The 24,974-nt window shown below is 72.3% G+C and carries 30 protein-coding genes and 1 riboswitch; of the genes, 20 read left to right on the forward strand and 10 right to left on the reverse strand.

Annotated elements, in window-relative coordinates:
- Positions 1-2: 2 nt before the first annotated feature.
- Positions 3-863, reverse strand: a complete 861-nt coding sequence (locus tag ACQEVZ_RS43100) for a LysR family transcriptional regulator (RefSeq protein WP_433378648.1) — start codon at positions 861-863, stop codon at positions 3-5.
- Between the two features lie 70 nt (positions 864-933).
- Between ACQEVZ_RS43100 and ACQEVZ_RS43105 the strand changes: the two genes are divergently transcribed.
- Positions 934-1,602 (forward strand): type 1 glutamine amidotransferase domain-containing protein, encoded by a 669-nt coding sequence (locus ACQEVZ_RS43105; protein ID WP_433378651.1) that lies wholly within the window; start codon positions 934-936, stop codon positions 1,600-1,602.
- On the opposite strand, the gene ACQEVZ_RS43110 is transcribed toward ACQEVZ_RS43105, so the two are convergent.
- From ACQEVZ_RS43110 to ACQEVZ_RS43120, 3 genes are read right to left on the reverse strand one after another with little or no spacing between them, the layout of a single operon-like run.
- Entirely contained in the window at positions 1,599-2,186 is a 588-nt protein-coding gene (locus ACQEVZ_RS43110) for a hypothetical protein (RefSeq protein ID WP_433378654.1), read from the reverse strand. The two genes, ACQEVZ_RS43105 and ACQEVZ_RS43110, sit on opposite strands and share 4 nt — an antisense overlap.
- Positions 2,187-2,221: 35 nt before the next feature.
- The gene (locus ACQEVZ_RS43115) at positions 2,222-2,812 is read right to left on the reverse strand and encodes a hypothetical protein (RefSeq protein WP_433378657.1); all 591 of its coding nucleotides are present in this window, start codon (positions 2,810-2,812) and stop codon (positions 2,222-2,224) included.
- Positions 2,813-2,868: 56 nt separating this feature from the next.
- Positions 2,869-3,441, reverse strand: a complete 573-nt coding sequence (locus ACQEVZ_RS43120) for a hypothetical protein (RefSeq protein WP_433378660.1) — start codon at positions 3,439-3,441, stop codon at positions 2,869-2,871.
- Positions 3,442-3,578: 137 nt separating this feature from the next.
- On the opposite strand from ACQEVZ_RS43120, the gene ACQEVZ_RS43125 reads away from it, so the two are divergent.
- Positions 3,579-3,956: an FKBP-type peptidyl-prolyl cis-trans isomerase gene (locus tag ACQEVZ_RS43125; protein WP_344505067.1), complete on the forward strand. Its 378-nt coding sequence runs from the start codon at positions 3,579-3,581 to the stop codon at positions 3,954-3,956.
- A 178-nt stretch (positions 3,957-4,134) separates the two neighbouring features.
- Positions 4,135-4,755 (forward strand): adenylate kinase, encoded by a 621-nt coding sequence (locus tag ACQEVZ_RS43130; protein ID WP_344505068.1) that lies wholly within the window; start codon positions 4,135-4,137, stop codon positions 4,753-4,755.
- A gap of 75 nt (positions 4,756-4,830) precedes the next feature.
- Here ACQEVZ_RS43130 and pgm read toward each other — a convergent pair whose 3' ends face one another.
- Positions 4,831-6,456, reverse strand: a complete 1,626-nt coding sequence (pgm, locus tag ACQEVZ_RS43135; RefSeq protein ID WP_433378664.1) for a phosphoglucomutase (alpha-D-glucose-1,6-bisphosphate-dependent) — start codon at positions 6,454-6,456, stop codon at positions 4,831-4,833.
- 114 nt (positions 6,457-6,570) lie between these two features.
- On the opposite strand from pgm, the gene ACQEVZ_RS43140 reads away from it, so the two are divergent.
- The 3 genes from ACQEVZ_RS43140 to ACQEVZ_RS43150 are packed head-to-tail and all read left to right on the forward strand — an operon-like array spanning position 6,571 to position 7,940.
- A complete protein-coding gene (locus ACQEVZ_RS43140) occupies positions 6,571-6,933 on the forward strand; it encodes a group I truncated hemoglobin (RefSeq protein WP_344505071.1) in 363 nt (120 codons plus the stop codon).
- Between the two features lie 26 nt (positions 6,934-6,959).
- The gene (locus ACQEVZ_RS43145) at positions 6,960-7,475 is read left to right on the forward strand and encodes a DinB family protein (protein WP_433378668.1); all 516 of its coding nucleotides are present in this window, start codon (positions 6,960-6,962) and stop codon (positions 7,473-7,475) included.
- A gap of 9 nt (positions 7,476-7,484) precedes the next feature.
- A complete protein-coding gene (locus ACQEVZ_RS43150) occupies positions 7,485-7,940 on the forward strand; it encodes a DUF4259 domain-containing protein (protein ID WP_433378671.1) in 456 nt (151 codons plus the stop codon).
- Between the two features lie 14 nt (positions 7,941-7,954).
- Here ACQEVZ_RS43150 and ACQEVZ_RS43155 read toward each other — a convergent pair whose 3' ends face one another.
- Complete coding sequence (locus ACQEVZ_RS43155) at positions 7,955-8,863, reverse strand: hypothetical protein (RefSeq protein WP_433378674.1); 909 nt, start codon at positions 8,861-8,863, stop codon at positions 7,955-7,957.
- Between the two features lie 240 nt (positions 8,864-9,103).
- Here ACQEVZ_RS43155 and ACQEVZ_RS43160 point away from each other — a divergent pair, with 240 nt between their 5' ends.
- Entirely contained in the window at positions 9,104-12,583 is a 3,480-nt protein-coding gene (locus ACQEVZ_RS43160; protein ID WP_433378677.1) for a galactose-binding domain-containing protein, read from the forward strand.
- A gap of 26 nt (positions 12,584-12,609) precedes the next feature.
- On the opposite strand, the gene ACQEVZ_RS43165 is transcribed toward ACQEVZ_RS43160, so the two are convergent.
- Entirely contained in the window at positions 12,610-13,095 is a 486-nt protein-coding gene (locus ACQEVZ_RS43165) for a YfbM family protein (RefSeq protein ID WP_433378680.1), read from the reverse strand.
- 86 nt (positions 13,096-13,181) lie between these two features.
- Between ACQEVZ_RS43165 and ACQEVZ_RS43170 the strand changes: the two genes are divergently transcribed.
- The 3 genes from ACQEVZ_RS43170 (at position 13,182) to ACQEVZ_RS43180 (ending at position 14,830) form a co-directional block, all read left to right on the forward strand.
- On the forward strand, positions 13,182-13,619 hold the full coding sequence (locus ACQEVZ_RS43170) for an SRPBCC domain-containing protein (protein WP_433378683.1): 438 nt from the start codon (positions 13,182-13,184) through the stop codon (positions 13,617-13,619).
- Positions 13,606-13,938 carry an ArsR/SmtB family transcription factor gene (locus tag ACQEVZ_RS43175; protein ID WP_344505085.1) on the forward strand — a complete coding sequence of 111 codons (333 nt, stop codon included), beginning with the start codon at positions 13,606-13,608 and terminating at the stop codon, positions 13,936-13,938. The genes ACQEVZ_RS43170 and ACQEVZ_RS43175 overlap by 14 nt, the downstream gene beginning before the upstream one ends.
- 271 nt (positions 13,939-14,209) lie before the next feature.
- The gene (locus ACQEVZ_RS43180) at positions 14,210-14,830 is read left to right on the forward strand and encodes a hypothetical protein (protein ID WP_433378687.1); all 621 of its coding nucleotides are present in this window, start codon (positions 14,210-14,212) and stop codon (positions 14,828-14,830) included.
- Here ACQEVZ_RS43180 and ACQEVZ_RS43185 read toward each other — a convergent pair.
- The gene (locus tag ACQEVZ_RS43185; RefSeq protein WP_344505088.1) at positions 14,809-15,213 is read right to left on the reverse strand and encodes a hypothetical protein; all 405 of its coding nucleotides are present in this window, start codon (positions 15,211-15,213) and stop codon (positions 14,809-14,811) included. The genes ACQEVZ_RS43180 and ACQEVZ_RS43185 overlap by 22 nt on opposite strands.
- 100 nt (positions 15,214-15,313) lie before the next feature.
- On the opposite strand from ACQEVZ_RS43185, the gene ACQEVZ_RS43190 reads away from it, so the two are divergent.
- From ACQEVZ_RS43190 to ACQEVZ_RS43200, 3 genes are all read left to right on the forward strand, one after another.
- Entirely contained in the window at positions 15,314-16,360 is a 1,047-nt protein-coding gene (locus tag ACQEVZ_RS43190) for a hypothetical protein (protein WP_433378690.1), read from the forward strand.
- Positions 16,361-16,436: 76 nt separating this feature from the next.
- Positions 16,437-16,575, forward strand: a riboswitch (cobalamin riboswitch).
- A gap of 33 nt (positions 16,576-16,608) precedes the next feature.
- Positions 16,609-16,824 (forward strand): CbtB domain-containing protein, encoded by a 216-nt coding sequence (locus ACQEVZ_RS43195; RefSeq protein ID WP_344505090.1) that lies wholly within the window; start codon positions 16,609-16,611, stop codon positions 16,822-16,824.
- Between the two features lie 14 nt (positions 16,825-16,838).
- Positions 16,839-17,570 (forward strand): CbtA family protein, encoded by a 732-nt coding sequence (locus ACQEVZ_RS43200; protein ID WP_433378693.1) that lies wholly within the window; start codon positions 16,839-16,841, stop codon positions 17,568-17,570.
- 1,167 nt (positions 17,571-18,737) lie between these two features.
- On the opposite strand, the gene ACQEVZ_RS43205 is transcribed toward ACQEVZ_RS43200, so the two are convergent.
- Positions 18,738-19,271 (reverse strand): hypothetical protein, encoded by a 534-nt coding sequence (locus ACQEVZ_RS43205; RefSeq protein WP_433378696.1) that lies wholly within the window; start codon positions 19,269-19,271, stop codon positions 18,738-18,740.
- Positions 19,272-19,382: 111 nt separating this feature from the next.
- Here ACQEVZ_RS43205 and ACQEVZ_RS43210 point away from each other — a divergent pair, with 111 nt between their 5' ends.
- Complete coding sequence (locus ACQEVZ_RS43210; RefSeq protein ID WP_344505098.1) at positions 19,383-19,700, forward strand: hypothetical protein; 318 nt, start codon at positions 19,383-19,385, stop codon at positions 19,698-19,700.
- Here ACQEVZ_RS43210 and ACQEVZ_RS43215 read toward each other — a convergent pair.
- Entirely contained in the window at positions 19,697-20,638 is a 942-nt protein-coding gene (locus ACQEVZ_RS43215; RefSeq protein WP_433378700.1) for a helix-turn-helix transcriptional regulator, read from the reverse strand. The genes ACQEVZ_RS43210 and ACQEVZ_RS43215 overlap by 4 nt on opposite strands.
- A gap of 64 nt (positions 20,639-20,702) precedes the next feature.
- Here ACQEVZ_RS43215 and ACQEVZ_RS43220 point away from each other — a divergent pair, with 64 nt between their 5' ends.
- The 6 genes from ACQEVZ_RS43220 (at position 20,703) to ACQEVZ_RS43245 (ending at position 24,742) form a co-directional block, all read left to right on the forward strand.
- On the forward strand, positions 20,703-21,560 hold the full coding sequence (locus ACQEVZ_RS43220) for a DNA-3-methyladenine glycosylase family protein (protein WP_433378703.1): 858 nt from the start codon (positions 20,703-20,705) through the stop codon (positions 21,558-21,560).
- A 21-nt stretch (positions 21,561-21,581) separates the two neighbouring features.
- On the forward strand, positions 21,582-21,896 hold the full coding sequence (locus tag ACQEVZ_RS43225; RefSeq protein WP_344505103.1) for a PadR family transcriptional regulator: 315 nt from the start codon (positions 21,582-21,584) through the stop codon (positions 21,894-21,896).
- A complete protein-coding gene (locus ACQEVZ_RS43230; RefSeq protein WP_433378707.1) occupies positions 21,893-22,834 on the forward strand; it encodes a hypothetical protein in 942 nt (313 codons plus the stop codon). Before ACQEVZ_RS43225 ends, ACQEVZ_RS43230 begins: the two co-directional genes overlap by 4 nt.
- Positions 22,828-23,043 carry a zinc-ribbon domain-containing protein gene (locus ACQEVZ_RS43235; RefSeq protein WP_344505105.1) on the forward strand — a complete coding sequence of 72 codons (216 nt, stop codon included), beginning with the start codon at positions 22,828-22,830 and terminating at the stop codon, positions 23,041-23,043. The genes ACQEVZ_RS43230 and ACQEVZ_RS43235 overlap by 7 nt, the downstream gene beginning before the upstream one ends.
- Positions 23,044-23,240: 197 nt before the next feature.
- Positions 23,241-23,963 (forward strand): nucleotidyltransferase domain-containing protein, encoded by a 723-nt coding sequence (locus tag ACQEVZ_RS43240; RefSeq protein WP_433378710.1) that lies wholly within the window; start codon positions 23,241-23,243, stop codon positions 23,961-23,963.
- 83 nt (positions 23,964-24,046) lie between these two features.
- Entirely contained in the window at positions 24,047-24,742 is a 696-nt protein-coding gene (locus ACQEVZ_RS43245; protein ID WP_433378713.1) for a hypothetical protein, read from the forward strand.
- The last annotated feature ends 232 nt before the right edge of the window (positions 24,743-24,974 follow it).

Raw genomic sequence — 24,974 nt, forward strand, 5'->3', positions numbered from 1 at the left:
ACCTAGCGCGGCAACGTTTCGGTTGGCGAAACACCGCGGAACGTGGCCAGCAGCCGGGCGCGGACCGCGGCCGCGGCGGGGGGCAGCGGGCCGTCGCGGTGGGCGAGGAACAGCGTGTTCAGCGGCGGGACCGGCGGGTCGTGCAGCAGCACCAGGCGGCCCGCCTCCAGGTCGGCCCGGACCAGGTATTCGGGCAGCACGCTGCACCCGGCGCCGGCCAGGACGAGGGCGCGGACGGCGTGCAGGTTGGGCACGACGACGTCGGCGGTGCGGTGCTGCCGCTGGTCGAAGACGCTGCGCCAGTACCGGCGGATGATCGGCAGCTCCTCGGCGTAGCTGACCAGCGGCGTGGTCGCGACGTCGCGGGCGGTCGCGGCGACGAGCACGAACTCCTCGTCGTAGAGCGGCTCGGCGCGCAGCTGGCGGCGGCGCGGGCGGCTGGTGAGGACGGCCAGGTCGAGGGCGCCGGTGCCGAGCGCGTCGGCGAGGTCGTCGGACAGGCCGAGCGTGACCCGCAGCTTCAGGCCGCCGGCGACGAGCCCGGCGAGCGCGGGCAGGACCAGGTCGGTGAGGAACTCGGCGGCGCCGCCGAGCCGGACGGTGCCCTCCTCGGGGCGTTCGGCGACGCCGGCGAGGTCGTCGAGCGGGCCGGCGACCTGCCGGACGAGCAGGTCCGCGGCGGGGGTCGGGGTGACGCCGCGGGGCTGCCGCACGAACAGCGGCCGGCCGAGCGCCGCCTCGAGGGCCTGGAGCTGGGCGGTGACGGTCGGCTGCGACAGGGCGAGGCGGCGGGCGGCGCCGGTGACGGAGCCCTCCCGGTGCACGGCGAGGAACGTGCGCAGCAGGTCGAGGGAGATCGCCATAGGAATTCCTATGGTAATGCCCGCCTCAGACTATTGGCGCCGATGGCTTCCGACGGGCGAAGCTGTCCGCATGACAGCGACCCTGATCGTCCTGACCAGCCACGCGACACTCGGCGACACCGGCCGGAGCACCGGCTTCTACGTGTCGGAGGCGGCGCACCCGTGGGAGGTGTTCACGAAGGCCGGGCACACCGTGACGGTGGCGTCGGTCCTCGGCGGCGACCCGCCCCGCGACGGCGGCACCGACGGCCACGAGGACTTCCTCGCCGCCCTCGGCCACGACACCCCGGCCGTCGCCGACGTCGACCCGGCCGCGTTCGACGCGGTGTTCCTGGCCGGCGGGCACGGCACGATGTGGGACTTCCCCGGCAGCACGGCGCTCCAGTCCCTGGTGCGGCAGGTGTACGAGCGGGGCGGCGTCGTCGGTGCGGTCTGCCACGGGCCGGCCGGACTGGTCGGCGTCACCCTGACCGGCGGCGGGCACCTCCTCGCGGGCCGGGACGTCGCCGGGTTCACCGACGAGGAGGAACAGGCGGTCGGGCTGACCGAGGTGGTGCCGTTCTCCCTGCAGCGACGCCTCGAGGCGCTCGGCGCGCGGCACACCGGCGCGGCGCCGTGGCAGCCGCACGTCGTCCGCGACGGCCGCCTCGTCACGGGCCAGAACCCGGCCAGCGCGACCGGCGTGGCGGAGGCGATGCTCGACGCCCTCCCCGACACCCTCCTCGACGCCCGAGCCTAGGTCCGGCGGGTCCCGGCCGACCAGCCGCTGAAGCCGGTCCAGGCGTTGTCGGGGCCGTGGTACTGGTAGTAGTCGTGGGCGGCGTCCCGGCCGAGCAGCACGAACGCGGCGGTCAGCGCCGCCAGCACGCCCGTGACCGCGGTCGAGGAGAGCGCGGAGAACCACAGCGGCAGCACCTTGTACAGGTGCTGCTCCTCGGCCGCGCCGTAGGCGAGCAGCGCGTTGTCGGGGTTGACGACGACACCGAGCAGCAGCACGACCCCGGCGAGCAGGGCCGCCGACCCGACCAGCAGCCGGGTGCCGGTGTGCCGGCGCGGGACCGCCGTCGCGACGCCGACGAGCAGCAACGCCATCCCGGCGCCCAGCACGACGGTGAGCGCCAGCCGGATGTGCATGCTGTCGATCTGCTCCTGCTCGCGGATGCTCCACGGGCCGTGCTCGGCGTAAGCCCCGGCGAACCGGGCGAGCAGCACCGCGGCCGCGGCGGTCTGCGCGCCGAGCAGGACGATCGCGGCCACGACCAGCCAGAACGCCCGCCGCACGGGGGCGGCCGGGCGGCGGCGCTGGGCTGGGCTGGCGGCCATCCCGTCCAGGGTAGGCCGCGCCGGGTGGGCGCTCATCAGCCGCGGCGGAGGAGATCCAGCCAGGACCCGTAGCCACCCCACCGTGCGTCCGGGTCGTAGTCCTGGTAGTACCCGGCGGCCGCCGGCCGGCCCATCCGGAGGAACGCGACGCCGAACAGCAGCACCACCCCGAACACCGCCACCGAGGACAGCGTCTGGAACCAGGCGGGGATCAGCGTCTCGAGCCACGCGAGGGAGGCGGCGTCAAAGGGGCTGGCCGCGTTCTCGGGGCTGAACACCACGCCCAGGACGAGCGCGCCGCCGGCGACGAGCGCCAGGACCCCGACCAGGCCGCGGCTGGTGTCGGCGCGCCGGGCGACGGCGACCGTGGCGAGACCGAGCAGGGGCGTCAGCGCGGCGCCGAGCAGCACGGCCACGGTGAGCCGCAGCTCGATGGCGTCGGCGACCTCGTCGCCGACGTCGAACGGGTTCGAGGGCTTGATGGCCTGGTAGGTGTCGTCGAACCCGGCCAGGAGGGTCGCGCCGGCAACGGTCTTGGCGAGGATCAGCAGGAGCCCGATGGCGGCCAGCCAGAACGCCTGCCGGACGGCGGCGGGCGGCGGGTCGAGCCGGAGGTCGTCGTTCACCGCTGCCAGGGTAAGGACCGCCACCGCGCCGGGCGACCCCGTTCACCAAGCCGTGATCACCGGTTGACGATGTCGTGCCAGGAGGTGAACCCGCGCCAGCGGGTCGGCGGGCGGTGGTGCTGGTAGTACTCGACGGCGGCGTCCCGGCCCATCCGCAGCAGCGCGGCGCCGAGCAGGACGACGACGCCGGTGACCACGCCCGACGACAGTGCCGAGAACCACACCGGCAGCAGCCGCTCCAGTTCCGCGAGCTCCGCGGCACCGGCGGCGAGGACCGCGTTGTCGGCGGCGAGGGTGACGCCGAGCAGCAGCGCGGTCCCGGCGAACGCGGCGGCGCCGCCGACGGCGGCACGGGTGCGGGTGGTGCGGCGCGGGACGGCGAGCGCGGCGCCGGCGAGCAGGACGGCGATCCCGGCGCCGAGGACGACGGCGACGGCGAGCCGGGCGTGGACGCTGTCGGCCTGGGCCTGCTCGGCGACCGACCACGGCCCGTGTGCCCGGTGGACGGCGCCGAACCGGGCGAGAAGGATCGCGGCCGCGACCGCCTGCGTCGCGGCCAGCGCGAGGGCGCCGATGACCAGCCAGTACGCTTGCCGCACCGGCGCGCAGGGGCGCTTGCCGTCCGTCATCGCCTTCAATGTACGTCGCGCCCTCCGCCTCATCCAAGGGCTGTTTGCGGGGTGGTCGCGCGCCACACGTCAGCGCGTACGGCAGGATGGACGCTGCAAGGTACCGCAGCAACCGCATCCCGCCGAGGAGTTTTCGCATGGCGCTCAGCAAGCCCGACGTGACCCTGCCCGACGGCCCGCCGCCCGCCGACCTGGTGATCGAGGACCTCACCGTCGGTGACGGCGCGGAGGCCCGCCCGGGTCAGCAGGTCAGCGTCCACTACGTGGGCGTGTCGCTGTCGACGGGCAAGGAGTTCGACGCGTCGTGGAACCGTGGCGGCACGTTCGACTTCGGCCTCGGCCAGGGCCAGGTCATCGCCGGCTGGGACCAGGGCGTGGCCGGCATGAAGGTCGGCGGCAGGCGCAAGCTGGTCATCCCGCCGCACCTGGGCTACGGCGCCCGGGGTGCCGGCGGCGGCCTGATCAAGCCCAACGAGACGCTCGTCTTCGTGGTGGACCTGCTCGGCACCCGGTAGGTCCGGTTACCCATCCATGGGTCCGGTATTCCCTACTGGACCCATGGATCGCAATGCGGTAATTCACAGCTGACACACAGCCCACCTCGGACATCGAGGTGGGATGCTGGACCATCGGCGTCGGCCGGCACCCGTTTCACCACCTTTTTCACCTCAAACGCCAAGAAGGGGTGTGCAGATGACAATGCAGTCGGCGGCACCACGCGCGAAGCGGATCCTGATGATCGGCGCACCCGGGGCCGGTAAGGGCACCCAGGCGCAGCTCATCGCGCAGCAGTTCGGCATCACCCACATCGCCAGCGGCGACCTCCTGCGCAGGAACATCGCGGAGGGCACGACGATCGGCCGCACGGTCGAGGAGCTGGTCAACAAGGGTGAGCTGGTCCCCGACTCGATCATCATGGACATGCTCCGCAAACCGGTCCTCGCGGCGAACACCGACGGCGGCTACGTCCTGGACGGCTTCCCGCGGACCGTCGAGCAGGCCGAGGCGGCGTACCGCACCGCCGGTGCCCTCGGCGTCGGCGTGCAGATCGCCGTCCATCTCGACGTCCCCGAGGAAGAGCTGACCCGCCGGATGCTGGCCCGGGCCCGCGGCGCCGACGACACCGTCGACGTCATCAAGCACCGCATCAAGGTGTACGAGGAGAAGACCCGGCCGCTGCTGGACTACTACCAGCAGCGTGAGCTGCTCATCCAGGTCAACGGCGCCCGCCCGGTCGGCGAGGTGACGTGGTCGATCGTGGTGCAGCTGCAGCGGGCGTTCAAGCAGCGTCCGGCCGCGGCCCGCGCCGCCTGATCCACCGTCGCTCGAAGTCGTTCGAGGGCCCGGCCGCCGCGGCGGCCGGGCCCTCGAGTTCCCTGCCGGCTCCGGTCAGCCGGCGAGTGCGGCGGAGACGACGCCGCGGGCCTCCTGCTGGATGCGCTCCAGGTGCTCCGGGCCCTGGAACGACTCGGCGTACACCTTGTACACGTCCTCGGTCCCGGACGGCCGCGCCGCGAACCAGCCGGACGCGGTGACGACCTTCAGCCCGCCGATCGGGGCGCCGTTGCCGGGCGCAGCGGTCAGCTTCGCCGTGATCGGCTCACCCGCCAGCTCGGTCGCCGTCACCTGCTCCGGCGACAGCTTGCCCAGCACCGCCTTCTCCTCCCGGGTGGAGGCGACGTCGATCCGCGCGTACGCCGGCGCGCCGTGCCGCGCGACGAGGTCGGCGTAGTGCTCGCTCGGCGACCGGCCGGTCGTCGCGATGATCTCCGCGGCGAGCAGGCACAGCAGCAGGCCGTCCTTGTCCGTCGTCCACACCTGTCCGTCGCGGCGCAGGAACGACGCGCCGGCGCTCTCCTCGCCGCCGAACCCGACGGAGCCGTCCAGCAGCCCGGGCACGAACCACTTGAACCCGACGGGGACCTCGATGAGGGTCCGGCCGAGGTCCGCCGCGACCCGGTCGATCATCGACGACGACACGAGCGTCTTGCCGATCGCCGCGTCGGCGCGCCAGCCGTCGCGGGCCTGGAACAGGTACTGGATGGCGACGGCGAGGAAGTGGTTGGGGTTCATCAGGCCCGCGTCGGGGGTGACGATCCCGTGCCGGTCCGCGTCGGCGTCGTTGCCGGTCGCCACCTGGTAGTCGGCGCGCTTGCCGATCAGCGACGCCATCGCGTTGGGCGACGAGCAGTCCATCCGGATCTTGCCGTCCCAGTCGAGGGTCATGAACCCGAACGTCGGGTCGACGTCGGGGTTGACCACGGTCAGGTCCAGCTTGTGCCGTTCGGCGATGGCGCCCCAGTACGCGACGCTGGCCCCGCCGAGCGGATCCGCGCCGATGCGGACCTTCGCGTCGGCGATCGCGGCCATGTCGATGACGGACGGCAGGTCGTCGACGTACGCGGCGAGGAAGTCGAACCGTCCGGCCGCCTCCTTCGCCCGCGCGTACGGGATGCGCTTGACGCCGTTGAGGTTGTCGGCGAGCAGCGCGTTGGCCCGGTCCTGGATCCACTTCGTGACGTCGGTGTCGGCGGGCCCGCCGTGCGGCGGGTTGTACTTGAAGCCGCCGTCCTCCGGCGGGTTGTGCGACGGGGTGACCACGACCCCGTCCGCCCCGAGGTGCCGGTGGGTGAGGATCGCGTGTGACAGCGCCGGCGTCGGCGTGTACCCGTCGCGGCTGTCGACGAGCACCTGCACCCCGTTGGCCGCGAACACCTCGAGGGCGCTGACCGTCGCGGGCTCCGACAGGGCGTGCGTGTCCTTGCCGAGGAACAGCGGCCCGGCGTACCCCTGGGCCGCCCGGTACTCGCAGATCGCCTGGCTGACGGCGACGATGTGGTCTTCGTTGAACGAGCGGCGCAGGCTTGAACCGCGGTGCCCGGACGTGCCGAACGCGACCTGCTGCGCGGGGTCCTCGACGTCTGGGTGCTCGGCGTAGTAGCTGGTGATGAGTCGCGGGACGTCGACGAGGTCGGAGCGCTGCGCCTGAGCTCCGGCGCGGGGATGGACGGACATACCGCATACGTTGCCACGTCACCGTTCCCGCTGCGACACGACTCGGTCATCGGCCGAAACAAACCGTGGCTACACTGCCGCCCGTCGATGCCCTTTCACCCCAGTGAGGCGATGATGACGACCGCGGTTTCCATGTACGCCCGGGTCGGCGGCGGCCCGGCCATCAAGCACGTCGTCGACCAGCTGTACACGTGGATCCTCACCGACGAGGAGCTGTCCCCCTACTTCGAGCGCGTCACCGTCGAGTCGCTCAAGCGGCACATGGCGGCGCTGCTCGCCCAGGTGCTCGGCGGGCCGGCCGAGTACACCGGCCGCGAGCTCGGCGAGTCGCACCGCGGCCTCGGGGTCACCGACGCCCACTACACGCGGGTCGTCGACCTCGCCCTCGCCGCGCTCTTCCTCGCCCACGCCCCGCGCGACGTCGTCGCCGCCGTCGAGGACACCCTCCTCTCGGTCAAACCGGACATCCTCGGCTGAGTCTCCGCGCATGGCATGATCCGTTCATGACGTGGACCGCACCCGAGCCGCCACCGTTCGGGGGTTCGCTCGTCGCCGACGAGCGGACCCTCCTCGAAGGCTTCCTCGACTGGCAACGCGCCGTGCTCGTGGGCAAGTGCACCGGCCTGACCGGCGAGGAGCTGGCGCAGCGCTCCTGTCCCCCGTCGACCCTGTCCCTGCTCGGCCTGCTCCGCCACGTCACCGACGTCGAGCGCGAGTGGTTCAACACCCGCTTCCGCGGCACGCCCGTGCCGTTCCTGTACCGCCGCGCCGACGCGAAGGACGCCGCCTTCGACGAGGCCGACGGCGCTTCGGCGGAGGCCGACTACGACCGGCTCGTCGCCGAATGGCGGTCTTCCCGTGCCGCGGTAGCGTCCGCCTCCCTCGACGACAGCTTCATCGACTCGCTGCGCGGCCCGATGTCCCTGCGCGCCGTCTATCTGCACCTGATCCAGGAGTACGCCCGCCACAACGGCCACGCCGACCTCCTGCGCCAGCGCATCGACGGCGAAACCGGCTGACCCCGTCCGGTGAGCTTCTGGGACGGCACGCCGTTCGGCAACGACGCTGCGGCGGACTTCGCCGACGAGCTCGACGAGGCCACACCCGAGCAGCGGGTCGCCATGGTCGGCGAGCTGCTGGCGCGGACCGCCTCCGCCACCGACGCCGACATCGCCGCCTGCCCCGTCGGCGAGGTCGGCGTGATCGACGCCTCCCGGACGGTGGCGGCGGCCGCGCTGGTCGCGGCGCAGCGCGAGGGCGGCGAGCCGATCCACGGCTCCTACGGACCCACCACCGCGATGCCACCGTTCCCGCGGTCGTTCACCGGCCTCGCCGCCGACGCGCTGGACCGGATCACCGCGACCCAGGCGTGGCACGACAGCGACTGGTCCGACCCGCAGAACGCCCCGGCCTGGCGCCAGACCGTGCTCAGCCTCCGGAACGTGCTGGACCCACCGCAGCGCGAGACGCTGTTCGACCTGTGAGCGGGGCCGCCCGCTCAGGTCGCGGCGAGCGCGAGGCGCTGCTCGGCCTCGTCCTGGGACAGCCACGGTAGACCGTCCAGGGTGGCCTTCTTCGTGTTGTACGCGGAGACCCACAGGCCGGCGGCCCAGCTCGCGCCGAGCTCGTCGGGCGGCCAGACGCGGCCGGAGGCGCGCTGGTACTCGTCTAGGAACTGCGCGGTCTCGTCGACGGTCGCGGCGCGGGGCACCATGCCGCAGGGCCACACGGCGGCGGCGAGGCCGACCACGACGGCCTCGGGGGCGGAGATGACGCTGTCCCAGTCGTGCACGGCGAGGGGGTCGTCGCCGGTCCAGCGGAGGTTCTGCGCCTCCCAGTCGCCGTGGCCGGTCACGAGCCGGCGGCCGGCCGGTGTCTGCGCGAAGCGGGTGAGGCGCTCCCGGACGTGGGCGGCGAGCTCGTCGAGCCACGGCGTCGGGGGTGCGGCGTTGAGGTCGTCGTCGCGGTCGTCCGCGGCCGGCCAGATGCCGGGCACGTCGTGGTCCCACGCGGTCCACGGCGGCGCGGGGCTGAGGATGCCGAGGGTCGACGGCGACGGGGCGAGGGCGACGAACCGGGCGAGCAGCGCCGCGAACCGCCGCGCGGGCTCGGTCAACGGCGCTGTCGCTCCCCCGGGCACGAGCGCCTCGGCGGTCACCGCGACGCCGTCCTCGGCGACCGGGCCGGCGAGGGGTTCCGGTGCCGGGAACCCCGCCTGCCACAGTGCTCGCTGGACCGCCGTGCACGCGTCCAGCCGCGGCGAGTGCGCCCGCGCCTTGACGACCACGGCACGGGCGTCGGCCAGGCGGACGCCGTACACACGCGACAGATGACCGCCGCTGAACACGACCTCCGCGACGGGTGCGCCGAGGTGGCGCCGGCACCATCGGTCAACGTCGAACGTCACCCGGCCAATCTATGCGAACGCAAAACTTAAATCTTCTGATCACAGGGTAGGAAAGTTCGCGCATCTCCATCGAAACATCTAGACACGGATATGAAAGCCTCATAGATTGACCGCGCCAGGCATCGGCGTGCCAGGCAACCCGCAGGACATCGACACTGATGCCCGCCCGTTGTCCGAAGCGCGCCGTCGTCAGCGGCCTGCCGTGCTTCGGGCGGAGCGTCCCGCTTCCCTGGAGGAACCGTGCCCGTCCCGCCCCGGCGCATGCGCATCCCGATCGTGGGTGCCCTCGCCTCCACCCTTGTCGCCACGGCGCTGGTCCTGCCCTCGGCCGGCGCCGCCGCCGCACCGCCGCCGCAGGAGCCCGGCGTCACGATGCGCACCTTCGACCTGCAGACACCCCTGAGCAACCTCTGCACGCTGAAGGCCGCACAGACGCCGAACGTCGACAAGCTCATGCCGACCGTCGACTGGACCACCTCGGCCCAGTTCGGTCTGGAGGACAACTTCCTCACGCAGGTCATCGGCAACGTCAACATCGCCACGGCCGGCAACTACACGTTCCGGCTGATCAGCGACGACGGCTCACGCCTCGTGGTTGATGACAACGTTGTCATCAACCACGACGGGCTGCACGGCGCGACCGCCAAGGACGGCGCCGTCCAGCTGGGCACCGGGTACCACTCGCTGCGCATCGACTTCTTCGAGGCGGGCGGCGGGCAGCAGCTCACGCTGCAGTGGCAGACGCCGGGCTCGTCGTCGTTCGTGACCGTGCCCAACTCGGTGCTCAGCACCGACGCCGGGGTCGTGCGGGTCACCGCGCCCGGGCGCAAGGAGTGCGAGACGGCCGGCGACTCCCCCGGCGACGGCCTGCCGCTGACCTCGGTCCACCCGAACTTCACGCTGACGAACCTGCGGCCCGGCGGCTTCGAGCCGAAGGTCACCGGCATGGACTGGCTGCCCGACGGCCGCATGGTCATCTCGACCTGGGGCGGCAGCGACCAGTCCGGCACCTCCCAGGCGGGCGAGGTCTGGATCCTCGGCAACACCGGCGGGGCGACCTCGCCGGCCAACGTCACCACCAAGCGCATCGGCAGCAACCTCAAGGAGCCGATGGGTCTGAAGGTCGTCAACGGCGTCGTCTACGTGTCGGAGAAGGCGCGGCTCACCCGGCTCGTCGACACCACCGGCGACGAGGTCGCCGACCAGTACCAGACCGTCGCGACCTGGCCGTATGACGGCAACTTCCACGAGTTCGCGTTCGGTCTGCTGTACCAGGACGGCTTCTTCTACGTGAACCTGTCGGTGTCCATCGACTACGGCGGCGCGACGACGAACCCGCAGGGCATCGCCAACCGGGGCACCACGATCAAGATCAACGCCAGCAACGGCCAGGTCACCTACGTCGCGGGCGGCCTGCGTACGCCGCACGGCATCGGGTGGGGGCCGGAGAACAGCATCTTCGTCACCGACAACCAGGGCGGCTACCAGCCCGCGTCGAAGCTGCTGCAGATCCAGCAGGGCCGCTTCTACAACCACTTCCTCAACCCGCAGGGCCCGTTCGACAACGCGCCGATCAGCCAGCCGGTGCTGTGGCTGCCGCAGAACGAGATCGGCAACTCCCCCAGCACCCCGATGCTGATGCAGAGCGGCCTGTACTCCGGGCAGTTCCTCATCGGTGACGTCACGTACGGCGGCCTGCAGCGCGCCTACGTGGAGAAGGTCAACGGCGAGTACCAGGGCGCCCTGTTCCGGCTCACGCAGGGCCTCGAGGCCGGCGTCTCCGAGGTCAACGTCGGCCCGGACGGCGCGGTGTACGTCGGCGGTCTCGGTGCCGGCGGCAACTGGGGCCAGTCCGGCAAGCTGCTGTACGGCCTGCAGAAGCTGACCCCGAACGGCAACAACGTCTTCGACATCCTCGCCACCCGGGCCACGCCGAACGGGTTCGAGCTCGAGTACACCCAGCCGCTGTCGGCCGCCACCGCCAGCGCCCTGGCCAGCAAGTACCGGGTGAAGCAGTGGCGGTACGTGCCGACCGCCGCCTACGGCGGCCCGAAGATCGACGAGGAGACGCTGACGGTGTCATCGGCGACGCTGTCCGCCGACGGCAAGAAGGTCACCCTGGTCATCAACGGGCTGAAGGCCGGCCGGGTCGTGCACATCCGCTCGCCCAAGCCGTTCGCCGCCGCCAACGGCCAGTCGCTGTGGAGCACCGAGGTCTGGTACACGCTCAACGCGATCCCGGGCCAGGTCCCGCCGGTCAACCTCGCGCTGGGCAAGACCGCCACCGCCGACAGCTCCTGCAGCACGTCGGAGAACCCGCAGCGGGCCGTCAACGGCACCACCACCAACGGCAACCTCGACAAGTGGTGCTCGCAGGGCGCCACCAAGTGGCTGCAGGTCGACCTGGGCGCCAGCCAGAGCGTGAACAAGGTCGTGCTGCAGCACGCCGGTACCGGCGGCGAGAACACCGCGTGGAACACCCGGGACTTCAACGTCCAGGTGAGCACCAACGGCACGGCGTGGACGACGGTCGCGACCGTCACCGGCAACACGGCGAGCACGACCACGCACAACTTCGCCGCGACGCAGGCCCGCTACATCCGGCTCAACGTCACCACCCCGGCCAGCGACGGCAACGCCGCCGCGCGCGTCTACGAGCTCGAGGCGTACGGCGGCACGGCGCCGCCGGCGACCGGGAACCTGGCGCAGGGCAAGGCCACCACGGCCGACAGCTCGTGCGCCACGGCGGAGGGCCCGGACAAGGCGGTCAACGGCAGCGTCAACGGCGGCAACACCGACAAGTGGTGCTCGCTCGGCGCGTCGAAGTGGATGCAGGTCGACCTCGGCGCGAGCCAGAGCGTGGGCCGGATCGTGCTCAAGCACGCCGGCGCCGGCGGCGAGAACAGCGCCTGGAACACCCGCGACTTCAACCTGCAGGTGAGCACCAACGGCACCGCGTGGACGACGGTCGCGACGGTCACCGGCAACACGCTGGGCTCCACGACGCACGACTTCACCGCCGTGCAGGCGCGGTACCTGCGGCTGAACGTCACCACCCCGGCCAGCGACGGCAACGGTGCCGCTCGGATCTACGAGTTCGAGGCGTACGCGTCCGGCGGCGCCAACCCCGGCCGGGTCGTGCTGTTCGACGGCCAGAACATGAGCAGGTTCGAGGGCTCCGGCGGCGCCGCGGTGACGTGGCCGCTGGGCAACGGCGGGGTCGAGGTGCTCGGCGGCGACATCCGCAGCAGGGAGAGCTTCGGCGACTTCCGGCTGCACATCGAGTTCTGGCTGCCCAACCTGCCGTCCGACGTGACCGGGCAGCAGCGCGCCAACAGCGGCATCTACCTGCAGGACCGCTACGAGCTGCAGGTGCTCGACTCGTTCGGGGTCCCCTCCGCTCCCGGCCTGGACACCTGCGCGTCGATCTACAACAAGATCGCGCCGACGAGCAACGCCGCGACCGCACCGCAGACGTGGCAGACGTACGACGTCACGTTCCGCGCGGCGAAGTACAACGCCTCCGGCACCAAGACGGACAACGCCAGGGTGACGGTGGTGTGGAACGGCGTCACGGTGCACAACAACGTGGCGATCGACGGTCCGACCGGCAACGGCGCGGCCGAGGGCCCGTCCGCCGGCAAGATCCGCCTGCAGGACCACGGCGACCCCGGCGCGAACCTGTTCTACCGCAACATCTGGGTCGAGCCCATCGCCTGACCCTCCCAGCAGCGGGGCGGTGGTCTTCACGTGGCCGTGAAGACCACCGCCCGGCCCGCGTCCGCCGCCCGGGCGTAGAAGGCCTGGATGTCGGCGAAGCCGGACCACGTGTACTCGAAGTCCGCGTCGTCGCCGGCGCCGCGGTAGTCCGGGTCGTCGATCGCGTCGAACCGCTCGCGCAGCCACGCCCGGTCCAGTCCCCGCACGGCCGCGGCGACGTCGCGGACCTCGCCGGCGGTGACGTAGATGACGTAGTAGTCCTCGTGCAGGTCCCGCCCGCCGAGCACCGCGTGCGTGAGCGGGTACTCCCCGCCGTCCGGATCCAGCGTGCCGTCACCCAGGCAGCGGTGGATGGCGTCCCAGGCCTTGTCGGAGTCGACCTTCATGGCGTCGTCGTCCCACTCCTCCTCGAGGTCGCCGACCAGCCCCCCGACCGCGTCGTCGCCCTTCTCGGCGGCCTGCAGCAGCTCGCGTTCCTGCTGCTCGGTGATGGCGAAGTGCACTCCCAGCATGCCGGTGATCGTACGGTCCGCTTGACGCAACCAGGTGATTGCTATAACTTCAGAAGCAACCAAACGGTTGCTACATGGAGGCGGACATGACATTCCCCGACCGGATCGAGCGCACCCTGCAGCTGGCCCACCCGCCGGAGAAGGTGTGGGCGGCGCTGACCACCGCCGAGGGGCTCGGCACCTGGTTCGGCAACCGTGCCGAGGTCGACCTGCGCGTCGGCGGCACGGCCAGACTCATCTGGGACAGCGGCGACACCGCCACCCTCACCATCACGCGCGTCGACCCGCCGCACGTCTTCGCCTACACCTGGCCGATCTACGGCCTTCCCCAGGAGGACCCGCGACGCAACCAGGTGGAGTTCACACTCACGCCTTCCCCCGACGGCACCACATTGACCATGATCGAGAGCGGATTCGCGCAGGTGCCGGACGAGACCGTGCACAACACCGCGTACACCGGAAACACCAAGGGCTGGACCAGTGAGCTCGGCGAGCTCGTCGCGTACCTCGATGGGCAGGCCTGATCCGGAGGCGGTGGCGCAGGAGGTCTTCGTCGCCCTGGCCGACCCGAGCCGGCGGGGGATCCTCGCCGCGCTCGCGGCCGGGGGGCCGGCCACCGCCACCCAGCTCGCCGGGCAGCTGCCGATCACCCGGCAGGCGATCGCCAAGCACCTGGGCCTGCTGGCCGAGGCGGGCCTGGTGGTCGCCGAGCCGGGCGAGCGGCGGCGGGTCCGGTTCCGCCTCGACTCGGCGTCGATGAAGGTGGCGCAGCAGTTCCTCGCCGCCCTGGCCCGGGACTGGGACGGGCCGCTGCTGGCCCTGCGGGACCGGCTCGACGGCTGAGCGCCGTACCGGACAAAGACCACATTCGGCGCCGAACGGTTGGGGTCGGGAATCGACTCCGGCCGGGTGTGCGGGTGGCTGGTAACGTCCAGACGTGGATCTGCTGAGGGTGGAACACCGTCACGTAGAATTGGCCGACGTCGACTTCTCGGGTCGCTCGTTCGACACGTTCGGTGCCTATGGCGGAACATTTCTGCGATGTAACTTCTCGGAAACTTCTTTCGGAAAGTTCAGCGTCGGCCATCAGGGCCAGACGCGATTCGTCGACTGCGTGTTCCACCGCACGAGGTTCCCGCTGGGCAACACGTACCTCGGCGACGCGCGCTTCGAGCGCTGCCTGTTCGACGGTGCCCGGATCCGGGAGCTTGACACCGAATGCGCGGAGTTCGTGGAATGCGTGTTTCGTGGCCGGGTGTGGCACACCGTATTCAACGGCGCTCCCGGCGGGGCGGACGGCGGCCCGGTCCGCGCCCGCAACGAATGGCGCGGCAACGACTTCACCGACGCGGACCTCGTCGACGTGGACTTCCGCGACATCGACCTGCGTGCGCAGCGCTGGCCCGCCGACGGGGCGGAGTACGCGCTGATCGACGACGTCGACGCGCGGGCCGCGGCGGCCGTCGACGCCATCCACACGGCGCCCGACGGCACGTGGCCGGAGCCGGCGCTCGCCGTGCAGGCGATCGAGTTCGCCCGCACCGGTCGGCCGCGCGACCCGAACGGGTTCGTGCTGCTGCGGCGCCGGGAGCTCGGGCACCGGCTCCCGCCGGAGGTCCGCGAGCAGCTGTGGACCCTGCTGGTGTCCGGCTACAAGAACGACAAGGACGACCGGCCCGCGTCCGACCACGCCGACGGCCGGCTCGTGGCCGGTTACACCGACGACCAGGAGTAGAGCGCCCGCCCCTGCGCGACCGCGGACCTGGCCAGCCCGGCGAGCGCGACGAGCCGCCCGGCCTCCCAGTCCTCCAGCAGGAACCGGTCCGCGTAGCCGCGGATCTGCCCCTCCTCCAGCCGGGTGAGGGCGTCGACGAGCTCCGCGTTGATCCGCACCGTCCACGGGCCCAGGAACTCCGGGTCGTCGGCGCCGCGCAGCGGCTCGTCCCGGCCGAACTCGCTCGGATCCCGCCCGTCGATCTCCGCGGCGAACTCCTCGACCTCCAGGATCCAGCCCTTGCAGTCGACATACGGCCAGTCGTTGCCGGCCGGGCCAAGATCGAGGTCGAGGGCGGCCAGCTCCTGCTCGGTCGCGGCGAAGTAGTCCATCATGACGCCCACGGTCCGAGCCTATCGTGACGCCTCGATCCCGGCAGCGGTCATCACGCATCCCGGGCCACGGGGCAGCAGCGGCCAGGCATCGGCTGCTATACATGCCGGCGTGAAACGACGGCACACGGGGTTACTCGTCCGGATCGTCCTGGCAGGCGTCTTCCTGCTGGCCGGATGGCAGATGGTGGCGGCCGGCACGAGCACGGCCGCGCAGCGGCAGCAGGAGTCGGCGCAGCGCATCGCGGACTACACGCCGACCTGCGACGGCAAGACGATGCGGCCGCGCGACACGTGCCTGGTCTTCGGCGGCAGCGGCGACGAGGGCGGCTCCTACCAGACGATGGTCGACCGGCACGCGAGACAGAACTCCCCGGAGAAGCTCGCCGGCCGGGACCGGGCGTGGCGGATCGCCGGCACCGCGGCGCTGCTGATCGGCGGGCTGACGCTGCTGTACTTCGTGCTCTCGCTGATCGAGGTGATCCGGTACGGCGCCGACGAGCCGCAGGCGGCGATCGCCCCGTACCAGACCCGCTTCTTCATCTTCGTCGTCACCGGCGTGACCGCTGTGCTCGGGTGGGACACGGCCTTCACCGACGGCGGGACCGGCGCGTGGATCGCGGGCGGCGGCGGCACGCTGATCTGCCTGATCTCGGGCGCCGGGTTCGTGTCGTCGGTGCGGACGCGGATCGGCCGGAAGCGGTGGGCGAAGCGGCGCGGCTACACCTTCGAACACTCCGACCCCACGCTCGCGCAGCAGCTCGGCTGGTCGCAGTCGCAGCCGTCCGCGGGCGCCGTCGTCAGCGGCACGTACCGCGACCGCGCGTTCTACGTGTTCGACTTCACCGAGAAGGACAACCGGCACACCGCGCTGGTGCTCGCCCTGCCGGGTGAGGTGCCGAGCCTGTCGGTGCAGCCGAAGGAGAAGGAGGGCGCGCGGCTGACCGGCGGCACCGACCCGCAGTGGGCGGACCACGGCCCGCAGGTCGTCGCCGCCGCCGACAAGCACTACCCGTGGGCGTTCATGGCGAACGGCAGGTCCGTCTGGGCGAAGTACGCCGAGTTCCTCAGCCCGAGCGGCGCGTCCCTCGACCGGCGGCTCGACGGACTGCACAAGGTCGGCACCGACCTCGTCGCCCTCACCCCGCCGAGAACTTGATCACCTCGCCCCCGGGCGCCGGCCGCGCTGACCAGCGGTGCGGCGCCCACCGGCGGGTTGACGGAGGCGCTGTCCGATTGACACGCCGGAACCGCGTCCGTACCGTCCGAAACATAAACGTGACGGTGAACGGAAGCCGGTGCAAGCCCGGCACGGTCGCGCCGCTGTAACCACGCAGGTGGGAGTCAGACCCGGGCACGGTCACGACAACGCTCGATGGGACGCGAAATCCCGCAGGAGGCTGCATCATGGCATCGATCTCGGCTCTTCCCACCCCGGCCACCGCACCGGCCCCGATCCCGCTGCGGCAGATCCTGCCGTGGGCCACGTTCGGCGTCGTCCTCGCCGTCGTCCTGCTCTACTTCGTCGGCGCCGAGCAGGGCATCACCTCGGTCGTCTCGGGTTCGACGGTGCACGAGTTCGTCCACGACGGCCGGCACCTGCTCGGCTTCCCCTGCCACTGAGCCGGGGCGCCAGCATGTTGAGTGCCCGGACGCTCCTGGTCCGCGGCATGATCACCGGCCTGGTCGCCGGTGTCGCCGCGTTCCTGTTCGCCTACCTGTTCGGCGAGGGCCCGATCAACGACGCGATCGCGTTCGAGGAGGTCCACGCCACCGACCATGAGCACGGGCCGGTCAGCCGGACCGTGCAGAGCACGCTCGGCCTGGCCACCGCCTCGGTCGTGTACGGCGTCGCCATCGGCGGCCTGTTCGCCATCGCGGTCGCGGTCACGCTCGGGCGCATCGGCCGGATCAGCGCCCGCGCCACGGCCGCGGTCGTCGCCCTCGCCGGGTTCGTCGGGGTGGCGCTCGTGCCGTTCCTGAAGTACCCGGCCAACCCGCCCGCGACCGGCAACCCCGACACGCTGCAGCAGCGGACCGGCCTGTACTTCCTGATGATCGTCATCGGGGTCGCCGCCGTGCTCGGCGCGGTCGTCGTCAGCCGGTCGCTGCAGCCGCGCTTCGGCACGTGGAACGCGACGATCCTCGCGGTCGTCGGCGCCGCGGCCGTCGTGGGTGTCGCGATCGCGCTGCTGCCGGCGGTCAACGAGGTGCCCGACGGGTTCTCCCCGGTGCTGCTGTGGCGGTTCCGGCTCGCGTCGCTCGGCACCCAGGCGGTCACCTGGGCCACGCTCGGCCTGCTGTTCGGCTACCTCACCGAGCGCAGCCAGCGCCCGGTCGTGGCCGACGCGCACCCGGTCGCGGTCTGACCGGTTCGTTTCCTGAAGGCGGTGGGGCGTTGCCCCGCCGCCTTCATTGTTTCCCGGAGCGGGGTCTCGCACGCACCCGCGCCTTCTCCCCCTGGGGCCCGAACATGTGCAGGACCTCGACGGTGTCCTCGCCGGCGGGGCCGAACCAGTGCGGCGTGCGGGTCTCGAACTCGGCGACCTCCCCGGCCGCAGCATCAGCTCCTGCTCGCCGAGGATGAGCCGCAGCTCGCCGGCGAGGACGTACAGCCACTCGTAGCCCTCGTGGGTGACCAGCCTGGGCTCGCCCGGTTCGAGCACCTGCTTGAACACCCGCACCGGTCCCGGATAGCGCGTCAGCGCGACGACCACGCTGCCGCTCCGGTTTCGCTGGGGCTTCAGGTGTACCCGGGGATCCCCCGTCGCCGAAGGTCGCCCCGGCGCGGCTACACGGCCCCTTGGTCACACGGCTATGGTGCCGGACGGTCCGGCACCCCGACACGCCGTCACCGACCGCGAGTTCCGCAGCGGGCGCAGTCACGCAACAGGTCCGTACACGAGCCACTCGGCGTGCGGTAGCTGTCGACGAGGGCGACTGCCTGCTGGTGACCTTCAGCATGGACCTCGACGGTCACCAGCAGGCAGAGCTTATCCTCCTCGAGACGCACCTTCACGCGGATCCCGTCGGCCCACCCGGAGACGTGGCCGACCTACGAGACGTTCCGCTGCCGCACGTCTGAAACAAGCTGTCACCCCTGGCCCGGCTGTCCAGGACGGACCGGCCACCGCCCACCTGGTCGGGCGACCGCAGCAATGCCACCGTCAGCACGGCGAAGGCCGCCAGATGACCGACGGCGCCGACGGCACCGACACCGCCGGCGCCGTCGTGCTGCACCTGTGCCGGCCGCGGCCGACGCGCCGGGGCCGGCGGGCTTCAGGGTCTGCGGCTCGCCGTCCGCGGCGGGGGGCCACTGCCCACTGAGCTGTCTGGAGCGAGCCGCCACCTCGTCCGTGCCAAGGCCAACAGCGGGAGTGCGCGATCGGCACGGCGCCGCCCGTCAGCGCCGTGCAGCGTCGGCAGGCGCCGACTCAGCTGGCCGGGCGGAGCGGGCACCGCACGGTCGGCCGCGGTGAGTGGCCAACCGTGCGGCTGAGCGTCCGAAGCGAGCGGCCGGGCGGCTGGGGCGTAGGTCAGGCGTCCAGGGCGGGGCAGTACTTCGTGGCCTCGGCCGTTGCCTTGTCCATCTCGGTCTGGAAGGCGTCGCTCGCCAGGTTGTCGGACTCGAGGACCTTCGAGAAGGCATTCACGAAGTTCCGCAGGGCGAGCCTCGCCTGCAGGTCGGCGGCCTGCTCGAGCTCGGCGTTGACCGAGGCGCTCAGGCGGTCGAAGACGACCTTGCCCTTCGACTTCGCCGTGGCCATGGCGGCCTTGTCGTCCTTGGCGGCGGCGGTGAGCAGCTCGGTGAGGACGGCGACGACCGCTTCCTTCTCCTTGTCATACGCCGCGACGACCGCCTTGCACACGGCCTCCGTGTTGGCCTTCAGGTCGACGGACTGCGACGGGGCGGCCGCGGCGCTGGTGCCGGCCGCATTGGTGCCGGCCGCGCTGGCGGCAGCGTTCGCCGAGCCCTGGGCGGCGGGCGACGGGTCCTCGGAGGAGCAGGCCGCGGTCAGGGCCACCGTCGTGGACAGGGCCAGGGCAAGGATGGTGCGTCGCAACTGCATGGTGGGTCGCGCTCCCCCGTGAGGAAAACCAAAGCGAGCAGAGCATAGAGGCGACCACCGACATTTTCCGCTCGAGATGAGACTCGCCACAGCGGCGCGTAGGCTCCCGCCGTGACCATCGACATCACCTCAGAAGAAGCCACCACCGACGCATACGCCGACGCCGACGACGTCACCGAGGAGACCGGCGAGGAACTCGCCGAGGACACCGGCGAGGACACGGCCGGGGAGCCGGGCGACGGCCCGTCGGTCATCTACACCACGTACTTCACGGCGGCCGAGGACCTCGTCGAGCACGTCCGGGCCGCGGACGTGCTCAACCTCGGTTTCCGCGTCGAGTCCTACCTCGTCGCGTCCGACGACCCGGCGGACGCAGGCCAGATCGAGTACGAGTTCACGCTCCTGAGCGAGCTGCCGCTCAAGGACTAAGGGTCGGCGTACAGCGCGACGACGGCCTCCGCGGCGGTCCGCATCGCGGTGCGGACCGCCGGCGGGTCCACGACCGTCAGCTGGGCGCCGAAGCCGAGCAGGCTGCCGACCGCGTGCGGCACCCCGGCGAATGAGAGCCGCACCAGGTGCGACGACTCTGACGGGGAGTCAGGTGCCAGATGACGGGCGAGCACCCGGCGCACCAGCGCGACCGCGGGCGGCGACACCGAGACCAGCACGGTCAGCGGTCGTGGGCGCGCCTCGACCCGGTCGCGCAGCCGGGCCCAGGCCGCGTCCAGGTCGAAGCCGGTGGGCAGCACCGCCGGCGCGGGCAGCACCGTGCATTCGTGGACGCGCGACACCCGTACCAGCGCAGGCTCCGACGTGACCAGATACCAGATGCCCGCCTTCGCGACCAGGCCGGCGGGGGCGACGGTCCGCCGCGAGCGGGCGCCGTCGCTGTCCTCGTAGTCCAGCGACAGGCAGCGCCCGCGCAGCAGGCCGTCGTGGATGGCGGGCAGCAGCGGCACCGCCTCGCCGGAGCGCATCCACGGGTCGACGTCGACGATCACGTGGCGGCGGCCCTGGGCCAGGCCGCCGCGCAGTGCCTGCCCGCCGGCGCCGATGATCTTCTCGATGGCGGTGTCGAGGGCGTCGCCGAGGCCCAGCTCGCCGGCGAGGCGTGACTGCCCGACGGCCAGGCCGGTGCCTTCCGCGGCGTTCAGGTGGGCGAGGCCTGCCCGGTACGCCGGCAGCATCCGGATCCCTCCGCCGCGCCCTCGCTCGGCGTACACCGGAATCCCCGCGGAACTGAGCGCCGCGACGTCGCGCAGGACGGTGCGCACCGACACGCCGAGCCGCGCGGCCAGTTCCGGCGCCGCGGAGGACGGGCGGGCCTGCAACAGCAGGACCAGGGACAACAGTCGATCGGCACGCACGAGCCGAAGAATATCCGTTGAAACATGACAGGGGTTGTCCGGTTCTACGGAGCACGCTGCACGCATGGACGCACACATCACCGGGCCCTACGACCTGGCCAGGCAGAACGAGTACTTCGGCGGGTGGATCCAGCCGGCCGGCGACGACCGGACGATCGTCATGGCGTTCCCCGTCGAGGGCTGGACGCACTCCGCCGCCGTGCTCCTGCGGCAGACCGCGCCCGACCGGGTCGAGGGCGAGGTGCAGGGGCCGGACGAGGCGTGGCGGCAGGCGCTCGCCGTGCTGTCCCTGGACGTCGACGGCAGCGGCTACCCGCAGGTCGGCGAGCGCGACCCGGTCATCGGCGCCCTGCAGCGGCAGCACGCCCACCTGCGCCCCGTGCTCTTCCACTCGCCCTACGAGGCCGCCTGCGCGTTCATCATCGCCCACCGGATGCGCATCGAGCAGGGCCGGGCGATCCGGCAGCGGATGGCCCGCGAGCACGGCGAGGCGTTCGAGATCGGCGGCGTCACCGCGCACGCGTTCCCGTCGCCGCAGCGCCTGCTGCGCATCACCGAGGTCCCCGGCATCGACGGCGAGAAGGTGCGGCGGTTGCACGGCGTCGCGCAGGCGGCCCTCGACGGGCTGCTCGACCGGGCCAGGCTGCGGAGCCTCCCCGTCCGGCAGGCCCTCGCCGACGTGCGGCGGCTGCGCGGCGTGGGCGACTTCTTCGCCACGGCGATCGTGATGCGCGGCGCGGGTCTCGTCGACGCCCTGCCCGGCGACGAGATGACCATGTCCGGGATGCGGCGTCGGTACGACCTGCCGGCCGCCCCGACCGATGAGGACATCGCCCACGTGACGGACGCGTGGAGGCCATACCGGATGTGGTGCTCCGTCCTGATCCACGCGGCGGAACGGAGGGCCCGCGCGGCCGCTTGACTACATAGGTAGAGTTAGCCCGTGCAGCGAGTCAGGCGCCCGTCCCCGCAGACCGCAGCGGTGCTGCGCGCGCTGGCCGCGGACCCCACGCAGTGGCGGTATGGCTATGAGCTCGGCCAGGAGGTCGGGCTCAAGGCCGGTTCCCTCTACCCGATCCTCATCAGGCTCTCCGACCGCGGCCTGCTCGAGGCGTCCTGGGAGACCGACCCGCCGCACGGGAGACCGCCGCGGCACCTGTACCGGCTGACCGGCGCCGGCGTGACAGCGGCGGCCGACCTCGAGCCTCTCGCGGCGCCCGTCCGGCCCACACGGACCGAGCCGAGGGCCGCCTGGTGAGCGCCGCCCTGCTCGCCTTGGTCGTGCGGCTGCTGCCCGCGTCGCGGCGCGACTGGGGCCGCGCGATGCTGGCCGAGTCCGCCGCGATCCCGCCCGGGCGCGACCGGCGCAGCCACGCCCTCGGCTGCGTGGCGGCGGTCGTCTGCCAGCCGGCCGTGCTGCGGACGCTCGCCTACCCGCTCGCGGCGGTCGCCGTCCTCGCCGGGGTGCTGCGGTGGTCGGCCGGCATCGCGTACCAGCCGCTGCGGTGGGGCGTCGTCGGCGTCATCGCGCTCCTGCTCGCGGTCGCCCTCGCGGCCCGCGCGCTCGGCCCGGTCGCCGCCGGCCGGACCGCCCGCGCCGTCCGCGCCGGCGGCTGCCTGCTGGTCGCGGCGTTGACCGCGGCGTTCGCCGCCGCCGCGGGCCACCACGGCCCACCCGACGAGCAGGCCCGCACCGCCGTGCCGATCTTCGCGGTGCTCCTGACCAGCTACCTGATCGGGTTCCTCGCCCTGACCGCCGCCCGCACCGCCGTCACCGGCCGCGCCCTGGCCGCCGGCGTCGCCGCGGCGTGCGCCGCCGCCGGGGTCTGGCTGGCGCTGCAGGTCGCGTTCCCGCCGCTGCCCACCAACGTCGGCGGCGCCCTGTTCGCGATCGGCTGCGGCGTCACCGCCACCCTCCTCGCCCGCGGCGGCGCCCTCGCGGCCCTGTCCGTCGGCGTGCTCGCCCCGCTGCTGGTGTTCGGCGGTGTCGTGCTCCTGTCGGTGTACGGCCCGCCGCGCCTCATCCCCGACCTGGTCCCGGCCGCCCTGACCCCCGCGGACGACCTCGCGAACAGCCGCATCGAGATCCAGGACCCGTACGTGGCGATGCTCTTCCTCGCCTGCCTGTCCGCCCTCACCCTCACGGCCGCCGCCGTCACGACCCGCCGCCCCGCCGCTACGATGGCCGCGTGCTGATCTTCGGCTGGGGCTGGCGCGTGACCCACCTGCGTACCTTGACCCTGCGCTGCCCCCACTGCGGCAACACGGCCGCCCACCCGCTCTACAAGCGGGTCCTGAAGCTGTCGCTGTTCTTCATCCCGCTGATCCCGCTGCGCGTGAAGCACACGGTGCAGTGCACCGCCTGCGCCACCTCCCGCGACGTGGACCCCGCCAACGTCCACTGAGTCGCCATTGCCGGTTTCCTGCAATCCGCTAACCGGTAATCGGTCGCGCACCGGCGCCGCTGCCGTTTGCCCGGCCGGTCGCGGGCGCTCATGCTGTACAGCGGGATGAGCGCCGACGGGACGACGGCCGTCGGCACGCTGGTGTCGCTGCCGGGCGGCGGCGAGCTGAAGGGGCCCTCCGACATGATGCGCTGGACATGCCCGACCACGCGGTAGCGCTCGCGGCGTTCGGCGAGGAGCTGCGGGCGCTCGGCTGGGTCACCGACCTGCTGGTCGCCGGGTCGCTGGCCACGGGTGACTACGTGCCGGGAGTCAGCGACCTCGACCTCGTCGCGGTCACCGACGGCCCCGTCGGCGACGACCGGCAGGCTCAGCTGGCGGCCCTGCACCGCCGCCTGGACGCCACGACGGCCGCGGGCCTCGACCTCGGTTGCGTCTACGTCGACGTCGGCCAGCGCGACGGCATCGGCGTACAACACCCGACGTGGACACACGGATTGCTGGTGCTGAGAATCCTGTCCCTGGTCTCCAGGGCCGAGCTGGCGCACCACGGGTATGCCGTGTTCGGGCGGGCGCCGCAGGCGCTGTTCCCGGCGGTGACCGGCGACGACGTGCGGGAGGCGGCCCGCGCGGAGCTGACCGGCTACTGGGCGTGGGCGTCACGGCGGCCGTGGATCTTCCTGAGCCCGCTCATGATCGACCTCGGTCTCACGTCGATGGCGCGGGGGCGGCATGCGCTGCGCACCGGTGAGCTGCTGACGAAGTCCCTCGCCGTCGAGCAGGCGGCCGCGCCGGCGTGGCTGGTCGGGCAGCTGCGCGCCCGCCGCCGCGGGGAGGCCGTCGCGTCGCCCCGGCTGCGGGCGGCCTGGATCGCGTGGCGCGACACCCGCCGCACCTGCAGGGCCGCGACCGCCAGGTAGCGGGTCTCTCGCCGCCGGATTCTTGTCGTACCCGGGCGCTATGTTGACGGCGTCGGGTTCGGGGTGTGGTTCGGAGGTGCTCGGTGCTGGCACAGGATTCGCCGTTCCGTCCGTTCTGGTGGGGCGTCAGCAGGACGCCGATGAGCACCTATGGCAGGTATGAGTTCGACGATCTGCCGCCCGTGCCGTTCGCGATGTCCGGGGACCTGGGGTGGCTCGCCGCGCAGCCGGCACCCGACGCGTGGGGCATCGGCTCGGCCCCGGCGAAGGAGCTCCCCGCGCTGCTGTCCGCGTGTGCGGCGCTGGGCCTGCCGCTGCCGCCGGCGTTCGTGAAGTTCGCGGGCGACGGCGAGTTGCAGCGCAGGATCCGCTCGTGCACGGCGTGCTTCGTCGACGTCAGTGCCGCACCCGTCGCGGCACCGGGCGCCGACGGGTATCTGATCCGGTTCCTCGCCGACCAGCAGGGATGCCTGTACTGGTACCTGTACGTCGCCGCTGACGGCAGCGACCACGCCGTGGTGTGCTCGCCGAGCCACTTCGGCCCGTCCGCCTACGACGACCCTGACGTCCCGGAGGACTGGGACGACCCGGACGGCGAGCCCGGACCGGACGAGGTCGTCTTCTGCGGCGAGTCGTTCGAGGCGTTCCTGTGCCGCTACTGGTTGGAGAACGAGCTCTGGTTCGCCGACAACGAGAGCTTCCCGCTGCCCGCCGTGGACGCCGCGTACATCGAGGGCTTCCGGGCCTTCAGCGCGACGGAAGGATCCGTCACGGGATAGGCCCACGCGTCCACCCACGACGCCGCCGGTGCCGACACCCTCAACCCGGGGGTCGGACGCGGGGTGGCCACACATCGTGGGGTCCTTCCACGCCCGGTTGGCGACCTGGTCCGTCCTCCGGCTGCGGGTCCGTAACGCCGTCCGGTTCACTCTCGGCATATGCGCCTGGTCCACCGTCGTCCGGCCGTTTCTGCGGCCGGCACGCCCCACCGGCTGGGCCACCGAGGTCTGG

This window comes from Dactylosporangium sp. CA-152071, from assembly GCF_050936335.1.
In the GTDB taxonomy this organism is placed as follows: Bacteria; Actinomycetota; Actinomycetes; order Mycobacteriales; family Micromonosporaceae; genus Dactylosporangium; species Dactylosporangium maewongense.

Coding starts and splice junctions, on each gene's coding strand:
- ACQEVZ_RS43100 (WP_433378648.1), bottom strand. CDS start 863: ATGGCGATCTCCCTCGACCTGCTGCGCACGTTCCTCGCCGTGCACCGG.
- ACQEVZ_RS43105 (WP_433378651.1), top strand. CDS start 934: ATGACAGCGACCCTGATCGTCCTGACCAGCCACGCGACACTCGGCGAC.
- ACQEVZ_RS43110 (WP_433378654.1), bottom strand. CDS start 2,186: ATGGCCGCCAGCCCAGCCCAGCGCCGCCGCCCGGCCGCCCCCGTGCGG.
- ACQEVZ_RS43120 (WP_433378660.1), bottom strand. CDS start 3,441: ATGACGGACGGCAAGCGCCCCTGCGCGCCGGTGCGGCAAGCGTACTGG.
- ACQEVZ_RS43125 (WP_344505067.1), top strand. CDS start 3,579: ATGGCGCTCAGCAAGCCCGACGTGACCCTGCCCGACGGCCCGCCGCCC.
- ACQEVZ_RS43130 (WP_344505068.1), top strand. CDS start 4,135: ATGACAATGCAGTCGGCGGCACCACGCGCGAAGCGGATCCTGATGATC.
- pgm (WP_433378664.1), bottom strand. CDS start 6,456: ATGTCCGTCCATCCCCGCGCCGGAGCTCAGGCGCAGCGCTCCGACCTC.
- ACQEVZ_RS43140 (WP_344505071.1), top strand. CDS start 6,571: ATGACGACCGCGGTTTCCATGTACGCCCGGGTCGGCGGCGGCCCGGCC.
- ACQEVZ_RS43145 (WP_433378668.1), top strand. CDS start 6,960: ATGACGTGGACCGCACCCGAGCCGCCACCGTTCGGGGGTTCGCTCGTC.
- ACQEVZ_RS43165 (WP_433378680.1), bottom strand. CDS start 13,095: ATGCTGGGAGTGCACTTCGCCATCACCGAGCAGCAGGAACGCGAGCTG.
- ACQEVZ_RS43170 (WP_433378683.1), top strand. CDS start 13,182: ATGACATTCCCCGACCGGATCGAGCGCACCCTGCAGCTGGCCCACCCG.
- ACQEVZ_RS43175 (WP_344505085.1), top strand. CDS start 13,606: ATGGGCAGGCCTGATCCGGAGGCGGTGGCGCAGGAGGTCTTCGTCGCC.
- ACQEVZ_RS43195 (WP_344505090.1), top strand. CDS start 16,609: ATGGCATCGATCTCGGCTCTTCCCACCCCGGCCACCGCACCGGCCCCG.
- ACQEVZ_RS43200 (WP_433378693.1), top strand. CDS start 16,839: ATGTTGAGTGCCCGGACGCTCCTGGTCCGCGGCATGATCACCGGCCTG.
- ACQEVZ_RS43205 (WP_433378696.1), bottom strand. CDS start 19,271: ATGCAGTTGCGACGCACCATCCTTGCCCTGGCCCTGTCCACGACGGTG.
- ACQEVZ_RS43220 (WP_433378703.1), top strand. CDS start 20,703: ATGGACGCACACATCACCGGGCCCTACGACCTGGCCAGGCAGAACGAG.
- ACQEVZ_RS43240 (WP_433378710.1), top strand. CDS start 23,241: ATGCCCGACCACGCGGTAGCGCTCGCGGCGTTCGGCGAGGAGCTGCGG.